Annotated in this window: 11 protein-coding genes; 6 read left to right on the top strand and 5 right to left on the bottom strand. The window is 19.8% G+C overall.

The window, feature by feature from the left end:
- Nucleotides 1-5: 5 nt before the first annotated feature.
- The 6 genes from trpCF (at nucleotide 6) to sppA (ending at nucleotide 7,127) form a co-directional block, all read left to right on the top strand.
- On the top strand, nucleotides 6-1,376 hold the full coding sequence (gene trpCF / locus BUCICURV3402_RS00920) for a bifunctional indole-3-glycerol-phosphate synthase TrpC/phosphoribosylanthranilate isomerase TrpF (RefSeq protein WP_154029235.1): 1,371 nt from the start codon (nucleotides 6-8) through the stop codon (nucleotides 1,374-1,376).
- Between the two features lie 28 nt (nucleotides 1,377-1,404).
- Nucleotides 1,405-2,589 (top strand): tryptophan synthase subunit beta, encoded by a 1,185-nt coding sequence (gene trpB, locus BUCICURV3402_RS00915; RefSeq protein ID WP_154029234.1) that lies wholly within the window; start codon nucleotides 1,405-1,407, stop codon nucleotides 2,587-2,589.
- Nucleotides 2,590-2,592: 3 nt separating this feature from the next.
- Nucleotides 2,593-3,405 carry a tryptophan synthase subunit alpha gene (gene trpA, locus BUCICURV3402_RS00910; RefSeq protein WP_154029233.1) on the top strand — a complete coding sequence of 271 codons (813 nt, stop codon included), beginning with the start codon at nucleotides 2,593-2,595 and terminating at the stop codon, nucleotides 3,403-3,405.
- Nucleotides 3,406-3,522: 117 nt separating this feature from the next.
- Entirely contained in the window at nucleotides 3,523-4,278 is a 756-nt protein-coding gene (locus BUCICURV3402_RS00905; protein ID WP_172598545.1) for a YciC family protein, read from the top strand.
- Nucleotides 4,279-4,498: 220 nt separating this feature from the next.
- Nucleotides 4,499-4,915, top strand: a complete 417-nt coding sequence (locus BUCICURV3402_RS00900) for a hotdog domain-containing protein (RefSeq protein WP_154029231.1) — start codon at nucleotides 4,499-4,501, stop codon at nucleotides 4,913-4,915.
- Between the two features lie 340 nt (nucleotides 4,916-5,255).
- Complete coding sequence (gene sppA / locus BUCICURV3402_RS00895; RefSeq protein WP_154029230.1) at nucleotides 5,256-7,127, top strand: signal peptide peptidase SppA; 1,872 nt, start codon at nucleotides 5,256-5,258, stop codon at nucleotides 7,125-7,127.
- 227 nt (nucleotides 7,128-7,354) lie between these two features.
- Here sppA and lipA read toward each other — a convergent pair whose 3' ends face one another.
- The 5 genes from lipA to mnmA form a co-directional block, all read right to left on the bottom strand.
- Nucleotides 7,355-8,302: a lipoyl synthase gene (lipA, locus tag BUCICURV3402_RS00890; RefSeq protein ID WP_154029229.1), complete on the bottom strand. Its 948-nt coding sequence runs from the start codon at nucleotides 8,300-8,302 to the stop codon at nucleotides 7,355-7,357.
- Between the two features lie 93 nt (nucleotides 8,303-8,395).
- Nucleotides 8,396-9,013 carry a lipoyl(octanoyl) transferase LipB gene (gene lipB, locus BUCICURV3402_RS00885; RefSeq protein ID WP_154029228.1) on the bottom strand — a complete coding sequence of 206 codons (618 nt, stop codon included), beginning with the start codon at nucleotides 9,011-9,013 and terminating at the stop codon, nucleotides 8,396-8,398.
- Between the two features lie 535 nt (nucleotides 9,014-9,548).
- Nucleotides 9,549-11,498, bottom strand: coding sequence for an exoribonuclease II (locus tag BUCICURV3402_RS00880; protein ID WP_154029227.1), 1,950 nt, complete (start codon nucleotides 11,496-11,498; stop codon nucleotides 9,549-9,551).
- A 197-nt stretch (nucleotides 11,499-11,695) separates the two neighbouring features.
- Entirely contained in the window at nucleotides 11,696-12,460 is a 765-nt protein-coding gene (locus BUCICURV3402_RS00875) for an enoyl-ACP reductase FabI (protein WP_154029226.1), read from the bottom strand.
- A gap of 154 nt (nucleotides 12,461-12,614) precedes the next feature.
- Nucleotides 12,615-13,718: a tRNA 2-thiouridine(34) synthase MnmA gene (mnmA, locus tag BUCICURV3402_RS00870; RefSeq protein ID WP_154029225.1), complete on the bottom strand. Its 1,104-nt coding sequence runs from the start codon at nucleotides 13,716-13,718 to the stop codon at nucleotides 12,615-12,617.

Here is a 13,718-nt window from a genome sequence, read left to right as displayed (position 1 = left end):
ATATTATGAATAATAATCTTATTTCGAAAATATTAAAAAATACACATAACTGGATTAAATATAAAAAAAATAATTTTCCTTTGAATTCTTTTTATAATAAAATTGAAAAATCAAAAAATTGTTTTGAAAAAATATTAAAAAAAAATAATCCATCATTTATATTAGAATGCAAAAAAGCATCACCATTACATGGTATTATTAAACAAGATTTTAATATTTCAAAAATAGTAAAAATATATAATAAATATGCTGATATTATTTCAATAATAACAGAAGAAAAATTTTTTCATGGTAATTTTAAATATTTATTAAAAGCTCGTAATAAAACAAAAAAACCATTATTATGTAAAGATTTTTTTATTGATCCATATCAAATATATTACGCGCGTTATCATAAAGCAGATGCAATTTTATTAATGTTATCTATTTTAGATGATTCAAATTATATTAAATTATCAAATATTGCAAAAAGTATGAATTTAGGTGTTTTAACAGAAATACATACATTTGATGAACTAAAACGTGCTCTATTATTAAATGCTTCAATTATTGGAATAAATAATAGAAATTTAAAAACTTTATCTGTTAATAAGAATAATACAAGAATATTAGCACCATTAATTCCTAAAAATAAAATTATTATTTGTGAATCAGGTATTAATAGTTATAAAGATATTCGTTCTTTATGTAATAAAGTAAATGGTTTTTTAATAGGAACACATTTAATGCGTTCTAAAAATTTAGAATTTTCTACCCGAAAATTAATTTATGGTGATAATAAAATTTGTGGTTTAACAAAAAATAAAGACGCTCAATTAGCGGGACAATCTGGTTGTGTATACGGAGGATTAATTTTTATTCCTCAATCTCCTAGATATATTCATGATCAAAAATGTAAAAAGATTATTAAAAATTCTTTATTAAGATATGTTGGTGTTTTTTCTAATGAGCAGCATAAAGATATTCTTATAAAAGTTAATAAATTTAATTTATATGCAGTTCAATTACATGGAGAAGAAAATCAGGAATTTATTAAAAAGTTGAAAAAATTATTACCTAATCATGTACGTATTTGGAAATCTATTTCAATGAATAAATATACTGTAATAAATAACATTATTAATGTTAATCGTTATTTATTAGATAATAGAAAAGGAGGATCAGGAAAATCATTTGATTGGACTTTAATTAAAAAATTTAATGTATCTAATATGATGCTAGCAGGTGGATTAAATTTAAAAAATAGTTTTTTAGCATCTACGTTAGGTTTTTGTGGATTAGATTTTAATTCTGGATTGGAAATATCACCAGGAATTAAAGATCCTAATAAAATTAAATCAGTATTTAAAATACTGAGATATTATCCCAAAAAATAAAACTTTATTTAACTAAATAATTAAAAATATGACTATATTAAATCCTTATTTTGGAAAATTCGGTGGAATGTATGTTCCTCAAATTTTAATTCCAGCGCTAAACGAATTAGAAAAAGTATTTGTTGAATCAAAAAAAGATAAAAAATTTAAAAAAAAATTAAATCATTTATTAAAATCTTATGCGGGAAGACCTACTCCATTAACTTTATGTAAAAATATTACAAAAAATACAAATACTAAGATTTATTTAAAAAGAGAAGATTTATTACATGGAGGAGCTCATAAAACAAATCAAGTATTAGGACAAGCATTATTAGTTAAAAAGATGAAAAAAAAAAGAGTTATTGCAGAAACTGGAGCCGGTCAACATGGAGTTGCTTCTGCTATAGCTTGTTCTTTATTAAATTTAAAATGTCGAATATATATGGGGGAAAAGGATATTCAGAGACAATCACAAAATGTATTAAGAATGAAATTATTAGGCGCTGAAGTTATATCAGTATCATCAGGATCAGCAACTCTTAAAGATGCTTGTAATGCTGCTATGAGGGATTGGTCGAATAGTTATTCGAATTCTCATTATATGATTGGTACATCAGCTGGACCTCATCCATACCCTACTATTGTTAAAGAATACCAAAAAATTATTGGACAAGAAACAAAAAAATATTTTCTATTAAAAAAGAAAAATTTACCTAATTTTATTATTGCCTGTGTAGGAGGAGGTTCTAACGCTATTGGTATATTTTCTTCATTTATTAATGATAAAAGTGTAAAATTAATTGGAGTAGAACCCGCTGGTTTAGGTTTAGATACTGGTAAACATGGTTCTCCTATATATTCTGGAAAATTAGGAATTTATTTTGGAATGAAATCATATCTTATGCAAAATAATGATGGACAAATTAAAAAATCTTGGTCAATTTCAGCTGGTTTAGATTTTCCTTCTGTGGGACCTGAACATGCTTGGTTAAATTATACAAAAAGAGTTCAATATAAATCTATTACTGATAAAGAGGCAGTTGATGCTTTTTTAAAATTATCCAAATTGGAAGGAATTATTCCTGCTTTAGAATCATCACATGCTATTGCATATGCATTAAAATTAATGAATAACGATCCTAATAAAAAACAAACAATTGTTGTTAATTTGTCTGGTCGAGGTGATAAAGATCTTGATACTATTAATAATAAAATAAATAAATATGAGTAAAAAATGAAATCAAGATATAAATCTTTATTTAAAAATTTATCTTATAAAAAAGAATGTTGTTTTATTCCATTTATAGTATTAGGGGATCCTTCAATAAATATTTCTTTAGAAATTATTGATATTTTAATTAATAACGGAGCTGATGCATTAGAATTAGGAATTCCATTTTCAGATCCTATAGCTGATGGAATAATCATACAAAATTCACATATAAGAGCATTAAATAACAACATAACAGTTGAAAAATGTTTTGATATTATATATCAGATCAGAAAAAAATATTCTAATATCCCAATTGGATTATTAACGTATGCTAATATTGTTTTTTATAAAAAGTTACCAGTTTTTTATTCATTATGTCACTTCAATAAAATTGATTCTGTTTTAATTGCTGATCTTCCAATAGAGGAATCATATATATTTCGAAAAATAGCAAATGAAAATAATATATCATCAGTATTTATTTGCCCTTCTGATGCAAAAAAAAAATTTCTTAAAAAAATTACCACTTTAAGTAAAAGTTATATATATCTTTTATCCAGACCTGGTATTACTGGAATACAAAAAGAACATTCACAAAAATCATTAATAAATATAATAAAAAAATTAAAAAAATATAAATCTTCCCCAATTATACAAGGATTTGGAATTTATAAAGTTAGTCAAGTTAAAAATATTATAAAAAGTGGTGTACAAGGTATTATATGTGGTTCGTGTATTGTTAAAATAATAGAAAATAATTTGTCTAATAAAAAAAAAATGTTTGCACAAATAGCTAAAATAGTACAAAAATTTAAAACAGAAACAAAATATTAAATTTTAAAAAAAATAAAATGCTAAAATGTTTAGTATAAATAGTCTTATTATAATTAATACTTAAGAATATTATTTTTTAATATGTACATACATTGTTTATTTTTTACAGGAGGATATATGTTATTGAATATATATATTATAACGTATGATGCATATCAATTCTTTTATAAAAATATAATAAATATATTCGTATATTCTATTATAAGTTCATTAATAAATATTATTTTACAAAATATTTTTAGTATTAAAATGATTGAATTATCTATTTTATATAAAAGTTATTTTTTTAAGAAGGAATCTTTATTACATATAATTAATAATATGAGTATTAATCAAAAAAAAATTATTTTTTATATAAAATTTATAAAAATACTTTGTTTAACTATTAGTAATTTTTTTTTATTTATTTCTATTTTATATTTAATACATTTTATTTCATCTTCAATTTTAAAAAATATTTATTATACAATAATAAGGATATTTCAATCTTTTTTTTTATGTATACCTCTTTTATATTTACAGTTTTTATTAATAGAAACAAAATTTAATATTTCTATAGTACCTAGAGTATTGTTATCTCTTTTATCTTTTTTATCTCTTATTATATTTTTAATAGAAAAAAAAAATATTTTTTATTCATTAAGATATAGTATTAAAATACTTTTTTATGATATATATATCATTATACCAATTATTTTATTAAATCTAATATTTAAAAAGTTAACTCTAATATTTTTTAAATTATTTTTTATTTTTCCAATGTATGTAAATATTTTTTTATTAAATTTTTTTATAAATATATATTTTTCTTATATAACAATATATTTATTTAGATTTTATATTTGTTCTAAAGTTAGAAATATTATTAATTAATTATTTTTTAATATTTTAATAATTATCAATATACTTTATATAAAAAAATAATTATTATTAATTTTTTAAAATATAATATTTTAAAAAATTTTAAAAAATATTAAATAAATTAATTTTAAATATATATTTAATTAAATTTAAAAATTTATATAATTAAAAAAATATAATTTTTATAAAAATTTTTTTAAAAAAAATTTCTAAATCTTATTTAGTGAATAAAATGTTAAAAAATAAAAATGTTAATATTGTCTGTGATAAAAATTTGATGTTAAAAACAATTGCTATGCCTTCTCATAAAAATGTTAATGGAAACATTTTTGGAGGATGGATTATGTCTCAAATGGATATAGGAGGTGGTATTTTAGCTAAAGAAATTTCTCGAGGAAAGGTTTCTACTGTATATATAAAATATATAAATTTTTTAAAACCAATATTAGCTGGAGATATAGTAAATTGTTATGCTAACTGTATCAAAATAGGTAATACTTCTATAACTATTAGAACAGAGATTTGGGTTAAAAGAATAAATCCTTTTTCTTATAATGTTTTGTATTGTACAAATTCTGCTATATTTGTTTATGTTGCTGTAAATGAATATGGTGAATCTAGAGTATTACCAATAATTAATAATTTATAAAATTAAATATAATTAAAAATTATATCTGTACATTACAAATTAAATTAAGTTAAAAAGAATAATCACTTTTTATAAAGTTATTTATAAAGTTTAAAAAAATAAAAAATAGATATCATCTAATGTAGAAAATAGTTTAATAAACTAATTATTAAAAATATTTTTTTATAATTAATTTTATATACGATTTAACTCATGCTATATATTTATTTAAACTTTTATTAAATAATTAATAATTTTTATTTATAAATAAATTTTTAAAAAATATTTTATTTTTATAATAATTTTTATTATTATTTAATTTTTTAAAAATATAATATAATTAATAGGGTTCATTAATAATATGAATAAAATTTTAAAATTTATAATGCAAATATTTACATGTATAAATAAGATATTAAACATAATAAAAGAAATATTTTCACACACAATATTATTACTAATGATTGGTTTTATATTTTGGATAGCTTTTAATTTTAAAAAAAATACTTATACTCCAATACCAGAGGAAATAAAACCAAAACTATTAGTAATAAGTTTAAACAATCGAATAGAAGAAACAACAGGATTTGAGTCTTTAACAGAAAAAACTAATTATTCTTTTTGGAATCAAAAAATACAAAAAGAAAGAGTTACTTCTGTTTTTGAAATTGCTGAAAAAATTAACCAAGCTAAAAATGATCCTAATATTATTGGATTAATGTTAAGAATAGAAAATGATTTTTCTGCAAATCAGGTTGTTTTAAAATATATGGGAAAAAAAATAAATGAATTTAAGGAATCTAAAAAACCTGTTGTTACTATAGGTAATAGTTTTTCACAAAGTGCATATTATTTAGCAAGTTTTTCAAACAAAATTTTTTTATCAAAAAATGGAAATATTCAGATAAATGGAATTACTACTAGTAAATTATATTTAAAAAAATTTTTAGATTTGAACAATATTAATATGCATATTTTTAGAATAGGAAAATATAAATCAGCCGTTGAACCTTTTTTGAGAAATTCTCCATCAAAAGAAAGTAAAAAAATAGATCAAAGGTTAATAAGGTATAAATGGAAAGAATTTTTACAAGATATAGCTTATAATAGAAAAATTTTAATTAATCAAATATATCCTAATCCTGATTATATAATTAAATATTTAAAAAATAATAAAAATAATTATGCGAAATATGCACTAAAAAACAATTTGGTAGACCATCTTGTAGATGGTAATAGTATTAATAAATATTTACTTGATATCTTTTATAAGAAAGAAAAAAATCCTTCTTATGAAGCAATTGAAATTAACGATTATAAAATTAATAAAAACAATATATCTCCAAATTATAATAAAATTGCAATTATATTAGCTAACGGAGTTATTGAAAATAATTCTAATTCATCTTCATCTATGAATGTTAAAAGTATTATAGACCAAATAAATATAGCGGAACATGATAATAATATTAAAGCAGTTGTATTGAGAATTAATAGCCCGGGGGGTAATATTGAAGTTTCAGAAATAATAAGAAAAAAATTAATTGAATTACATAAACATAAAAAACCACTAGTAATTTCTATGGGAGAAACCAGTGCTTCAGGAGGTTATTGGATTGCTACAGCTGGTAATTATATCTTTGCACATAAAACAACAATAACTGGATCTATAGGTATTTTTTCTATTGTACCTACTTTAGAAAAAGTATTATCATCTATAGGTATAACAAATCAAATAATTAGTACTAAACATAATAGTAGTTATAACATATTTAATGATCTTTCTAGTCAAAATAAGAAAAAAATCAATCTAGAAATTTCCCGTGGATATGAAAAATTTATTAAAATTGTAGCTCAATCAAGAAATAAAACAATAAAAGAGATTCATGAAATAGCACAAGGACGCGTTTGGTTAGGAAAAGATGCAAAAAAAATAGGATTAATAGATCAAATTGGTGATATTGATTCTGCTGTTGAAAAAGCTGCACAATTAGCTAATGTTAAAGATTATAATGTGTTATGGTTACAAGATCAAAATTCATTAATTAATCTTATAAAAGAAAAAATAAATCTATTAAAAAAAGAAATATTTAAACATGCTTTATATACATTGTTTTCTAGGGAATTTGTTAATAAAATATTTGTATTTTATAAAAATATTTCTTATGTAATAAATACATTAGAATTTAATAAACTAATGTCTCTTTATTTGAATGACTATCAAATAAAATAAATAAAAAATATATTCAATAAATAAAAACACCAACAAAAGAAATTAAATTATATTTTGTTTGGTGTTCTTATATTTAATAAATAAATTTTAAAAAAATTTATGTAAATAAAAATAATTTTTATTCAAAATAAATATTATTTTTATTTACTAATATTAAATTATTTTTATAAATAATATTTTTATTAAATAAAATAAATAAAATTTTAATATTGTATTTATAAATATTTTTAACAGGATAAATATTGTTGATCAGCGTGATAAGAAGATCTTACTAAAGGACCAGAAAATACATTAGAAAAACCTAAAGATAATGCTATATTTTGAAAAGTTATAAATTCTTGAGGTGTAATATATTTCTGTACTGATAAATGATTTTTACTGGGTTGCATATATTGTCCTATTGTAATAATAGATACACCTACTGATTTTAAATCTTTTAATACTGAAATAACTTCACTTTTTTTTTCACCTAAACCCAACATTAGTCCAGATTTTGTAGGTATATTAGGACATATTTTTTTAAACTCATATAATAAATTTAAAGATTTTATATAATTTGCTCCAGGACGTACTATTGAATATAATCTAGGAACATTTTCAATATTATGATTAAATACATCAGGAGGGTATTTATTTATTTTATTTAATGCTATTATTTCTCTTCCCCTAAAATCAGGAACTAGTATTTCTATTTTTATATTCTTTTTTTTTCGAATAGTATAAATACATTTAGAGAAATGCCCCGCTCCACCATCTTTTAAGTCATCTCTAGATACTGATGTTAAAACAACATATTTTAATTTTAATTTTAAAATTACATCAAATATTTTTTTTGGTTCATTAATATCTACTTTTAAAGCTCTTCCTTTTTTTACTGCACAAAAAGGACATTTACGAGTACATATAGAACCTAGTATCATAAATGTTGCAGTTCCATTATTAAAACATTCTGATAAATTTGGACAATGAGCTTCTTCGCATACAGAATGAAGTTTATTATTTTTTAATATATTTTTAATTTTATTAATTTTATATAAATTAGAAGGTAATCTAATTTTTAACCAATGAGGTTTTTTTAAAGCAGATGTAAATTTGTTAGAAGATAATATTGTAGGTATAATATGTATATCTTTTTCTTTTTTATAAGATATACCTATTTTTTTTTTCTTAAACATATTTATTTTTCTCTAATTTATATTTATAAATTAAAATAAATTAATCAAATTATATATTTGAATGTATATACAAAATATAACAAATAATTAATGTTATATTAATTTATAATTAAAAAACATACAAAATTGATGTATAAAAATTTTCTTTATTTTTTGTATACTAATATTTTTATTAAAATCTTTTATCTGTGTCATTATAATATTTTTACTTCCACATGGGTTGATATATTTAAAAGGTTCTAAATTCATATCTACATTTAATGCCAAACCGTGTAAAGAACAACCATTAATAATTCTAAAACCTAATGAACAAATTTTTTTTTTTTTAACATATACACCAGGCCAATTATCTCTTGTATATGATGATATTTTTATTTTTTTTAATAATTTAATAATTAATATTTCAACACTTTGTACTAATTTATAAAATTTAATTTTTTTTCTTTGTAAATTAATTAACAAATATATAATTAGTTGACCTGGTCCATGAAAAGTAATTTTTCCGCCTCGAATAGATTGAAATACTGGTATATTATTAATATGTGAAAAACAATATTTTTTTTCTGAAGCACCATAAGTAAAGACTGGATAGTGTTCTAAAAACCATAATTCATCAATTGTATTTTTATTTCTATGTTGTGTAAATTCCATCATACTTTTTTCTATATCAATCCAGTGACATAAACCTAAATCTCGTATAATAATATTCATTTTTTTATATAAAAGTTAAATAAATTTGAAATGTATAATTATATTGTAAAAATATATCTAAATATTTTAATTAAATATTATAAAAATAATAGATTTTTTTTATAATAATAGTATAAAATTAATATATAAATTATAGGCATTATCTTTTTTCATAATCTATATAATCAAAATAAAAATATTATTATTAATTTTTTACTTTATTAATTTCTTATTTTTATAAAGAATAGATATTCTGAATAAAATTAATATATTATTAAAAATAAATAAAGAATTTATAAAGAATAGTAAAAATTTAAATATATTAGAGTTAACTGCCTAATTTATTTTTTTATAATTTTATACATTTCTTATAAACAAAAATATTAGTATAATACAAATTATATTTATACTACTAAATAGTCTATAAAAAAAATTAAATGAATCGATTTAAAATTTGAAAAATTTTATATAAATTTTATTATTAATTTATAATTAGTAATTTATTTAATATTTATAAATATTAAATAAAATATATGTAGTTATATTTTAATTGATTTTAATTAACAAGAGATGCAATAATTGTTCTAGTATCATTATTTATAATTAAAGAATGTACTATTATATTATCTGATACTTTATAATGAATTTTATTTTTTATATATATAACTCCTAATTCTGGATAAAAAACCAATTCATTACGCACATTATGTATGTATGAAGCAGGAATGAAAATAAAAGCACCATTTTTCAATAAACGAGCACGTATACCTCCTTTTAAAATGTCAATAATATCTGCTTGATAATATGTGTTATGAAGATTTTGTTTATAAAAAAATTTTATGTATAACCATTCTTCTATTTCTCTAACTGCCATACGTGTTTTTCTTTTACGATCAATAATATGTGATAATAAAATATTATCAGGTGGCATAATATTATTTTTTTTATTTATTACAGATTTAATTAATCTATGATTAATCATATCACTATATTTTCTAATCGGAGAAGTCCAAGTAGCATAAGATGTTAAACCTAAAGAAAAATGAGGTTTAGAAAAAATGCTTATTTCTCCAAAAGATTGAAATCGATAAATTCTATAATTAACATACTCATTACATAATTCATCTAATGATCTTCTTAATTTACAAAAACCAGATAAAGTCATGATTTCTTCTACTTTATAAAAAATATTATACTGTTTTAAAAATTCAATAACATTTTTAGCATTAAATATATTAAAACCAGAATGTGTATTATATAAACCAAAACCTAATTTTTTATCTAAAAAATTAGCTGCACAAATATTAGCTGTAATCATAGATTCTTCAATAATTTTATGTGCAATTCTCCTCTTTTCTATAGAAATATTTAATATTTCCCATTCTTTAGATATATTAAATCGATATTCTAAACGATCTTTAAATACTAAAGCGTTTTTTTTTCTCCAAAAATTACGAATTATATATATTTTTTTTAATAATAATATTTGCTGTTCAATTTTTTCATTATCAGGTCTCCAGTTCCCTTTTTTTTCTAACCAATCTGATACTTTTTCATATGATAATTTACTTTTTGATTTAATCCATGCTAAAAAAAATTCTGTTTTTTTCATTATAATATGACCACTATTATCAATAATTATTCGACATGCTAATACTGGTCTTTTTAAAAAAGGTTGTAGAGAACAAATATTTTCAGATAATTCTTTTGGCAACATAGATATATTTAATCCAGGCAAATAATTAGTAAACATTCGTTTTTTAGCTATATTATCTATCTCTGTATCTTCTAATATATATTCTGTAGGATCTGCAATTGCTACCGTTAAGATAAATTTATCATTTTCTGTTTTTTCTACAAAAAGAGCATCATCAATATCTTTAGTATTATAACTGTCTATAGTAATAAAATCTAAGTATGTTAAATCTATTCTATTATTATTTTCAATAATATGTGATGTTAAACTTAAAAAATTAACTATCGGTGATTTTTTTTCCAAATTATGCCTTGTTAATATAACATACCATGGTAATAATGGATTGTTTTTTTCAGATATAAATTTTATAATTTTTATACTAAAATAATTATTATCACGTAAACTATGTTTTTTTAATTCCGCTATTACCCAATCTCCGTTTTTCCATGATCTTTGTACTGAAGTTTTATATCTATAAAATGTTGTATTTCGTACATATGGATAATTTGATTGTATATAAATACAATTGTTTTTTTTGTATATAGAACCTATAAATCTTTTTAAAAAAGGTTCTATTAATTTTTCTGGATATACAATTTCTTTATCATTTTCTTTTTCAATTAAAGCTATTATTTTATCTCCATGAATAACTTTTTTCATATTTTTAGAAGGGATAAAATATGTTTTTTTAGAATCAACTTCTAAAAATCCAAAACCTTTACTAGTACTTTTTACGATTCCTTCAACTCTAGGTTTTTTCTTATGTAATTTATTTTTTAATTGTATAAGTAAAGAATTATTTTGAAACATAATATAATAACCTAATAATTTTATTTTTATTGAAAAAAATAAATCTAAGTAAATACTTTATATATTTTATTATAAAAACTTAAATAGATAAATTTTTTATTTTTTTAATTAAAAAAAATATTTAATTTATATTAACTATATTAAAAAAACAAATAATTATAATACTATTAAAATAGTAAATTATTTATAGTAATCTACTACATAATATTTCTTCCAACATCTACATATATAACTTGTCCTGTAATACCACTAGATAAATCAGAACATAAAAAAGCAGCTACATTTCCAATCTCTTTAATAGTAACATTTCTATTTAAAGGTGAATAATTTTTATCTGTACTAATTATTTTATGAAAATTTTTTATTATATACGATGCTGTAGTTTTAATAGATCCAGAAGAAATTGCATTAACTCGTATATTTTTTTTTCCCATAGAAACAGATAAATATCGTATACTTGATTCTAATGCAGCTTTTGTAATACCCATAATATTATAATATGGTATAAATTTAATAGAACCAATATAGGTTAAAGTTAAAATAGAAGCTTTTTTATTTAAAAATTTTACAGCTACTTTAATAATTGCTATCAAACTAAAAGTATTAGTTTCAAAAGCATTTAAAAAATCTTTACGATTAATTATTTTAATAAAATCTTTATTTAATTGAATTCTAGGAACATAAGCTATTGAATGTACAATTCCATCAAACATACCCCATATATCAAATAATTTTATAAATAATTTTTTTATTGAGTTATCCGAATTAATATCACATTGTAGAATAATTTTAGATTTTACTTTTTTTGCAAGTGGCATTATTTTTTTTTTTGATTTTATGTTATGATAAACAAATGCTAATTTAGCTTTTTGTTTATACATGGATATAGCTATTCCCCAAGCAATCGAAAAACAATTTTTAACACCAAAAATTAAAATTTTTTTATTTTTTAAAAAAGACATATATTATAACACCTATATTATATAAATTATAATTAAATAAATAAATATTAGTTAAATTAATTAAAAAAAATCAATTATTATAATTTTTTGGAATTTTTTTATTTATTATTAATTTTTTAATTTTATATATTTTTAGATAAATATTAATTTAAGATTATGGTAAATATGGTATATTTTTTTTTATAATAGCACCCCCAAGACATAAATCATGATAATAAAATACTGCTGATTGTCCTATTGTAATGCATAAATTCGGTTCATTAAATAGTACTTCTATATAATTATTTTTTTTATCAAAATTAATTTGACAAATAATAGGATTATATCTATATCTAATTTGTACCGTACATTTAAAGTTTAATAAATTTGGTTTATCATTAATCCAATGAATTTTATTTGTTAAAAATCCGTATGATAATAAATAAGGATTACCTTTTCCTTGAACTACTCTAATAATATTAGAATCTATGTCTTTTTTTACTACATACCAAGGATACATATTTTTATTTTTTTTACCGCCAATTTTTAATCCTTTTCTTTGGCCGATAGTATAATATTCATAACCTATATGTAATCCAATAAATTCTCCTGACATAGTTAATATTCTTCCTGTTTTATAAGGAATATAACGATTTAAAAATAAATTAAATTTTTTAGGTTGAATAAAACAAATTCCAGTTGAGTCTTTTTTTTTATAAACAGGTAATTTTATTTTTTTAGCTATTATACGTGTTTGATATTTTTTTATTTGAGACAATGGAAAAAAAATTTTAGATAAAATTTTTGATGTTAAAGTATACAAAAAATAACTTTGATCTTTTTCTAAATCTATTGCTTTATATAAATAAAATTTATTTTTTATTTTTTTAATAGAAGCATAATGTCCAGTAGAAAAATAATCTGCTTTCAAATATTTAAATACAAAATTTAAACAAACATTAAATTTTATAAATTTGTTGCATAAAATATCTGGGTTTGGTGTATGTCCCTTTTTATATCCTGAAATAAATTTTTTAAATACTTTTTTCCAATATTCTGTAGAAAAATTAATTTTATGTAAAAAAATACCTAATTTTTTACAAACGGATTTTGCATCAATTAAATCAATTTTAGCAGAACAATAATCATGAGAATCATTTTCATCCCAATTTTTCATAAATAAACCTTCTACATCATATCCCTTTTTTAATAATAACCAAGCTGAAACAGAAGAATCAACTCCTCCTGACATAGCTAAAATAACTTTTTTTTTTTTCAT

Source organism: Buchnera aphidicola (Cinara curvipes) (assembly GCF_900698915.1).
Lineage (GTDB): Bacteria > Pseudomonadota > Gammaproteobacteria > Enterobacterales > Enterobacteriaceae > Buchnera_F > Buchnera_F aphidicola_AY.
Note: the sequence above shows the minus strand (reverse complement) of the source record. Positions and strands in the feature narration are given on the sequence as shown.

What these genes read in the sequence shown, in the direction of transcription:
- BUCICURV3402_RS00905 (WP_172598545.1), top strand. Translation starts at nt 3,523, where the DNA reads ATGTTATTGAATATATATATTATAACGTATGATGCATATCAATTCTTT.
- BUCICURV3402_RS00875 (WP_154029226.1), bottom strand. Translation starts at nt 12,460, where the DNA reads ATGTCTTTTTTAAAAAATAAAAAAATTTTAATTTTTGGTGTTAAAAAT.
- mnmA (WP_154029225.1), bottom strand. Translation starts at nt 13,718, where the DNA reads ATGAAAAAAAAAAAAGTTATTTTAGCTATGTCAGGAGGAGTTGATTCT.
- trpA (WP_154029233.1), top strand. Translation starts at nt 2,593, where the DNA reads ATGAAATCAAGATATAAATCTTTATTTAAAAATTTATCTTATAAAAAA.
- sppA (WP_154029230.1), top strand. Translation starts at nt 5,256, where the DNA reads ATGAATAAAATTTTAAAATTTATAATGCAAATATTTACATGTATAAAT.
- trpCF (WP_154029235.1), top strand. Translation starts at nt 6, where the DNA reads ATGAATAATAATCTTATTTCGAAAATATTAAAAAATACACATAACTGG.
- lipA (WP_154029229.1), bottom strand. Translation starts at nt 8,302, where the DNA reads ATGTTTAAGAAAAAAAAAATAGGTATATCTTATAAAAAAGAAAAAGAT.
- BUCICURV3402_RS00900 (WP_154029231.1), top strand. Translation starts at nt 4,499, where the DNA reads ATGTTAAAAAATAAAAATGTTAATATTGTCTGTGATAAAAATTTGATG.
- BUCICURV3402_RS00880 (WP_154029227.1), bottom strand. Translation starts at nt 11,498, where the DNA reads ATGTTTCAAAATAATTCTTTACTTATACAATTAAAAAATAAATTACAT.
- trpB (WP_154029234.1), top strand. Translation starts at nt 1,405, where the DNA reads ATGACTATATTAAATCCTTATTTTGGAAAATTCGGTGGAATGTATGTT.
- lipB (WP_154029228.1), bottom strand. Translation starts at nt 9,013, where the DNA reads ATGAATATTATTATACGAGATTTAGGTTTATGTCACTGGATTGATATA.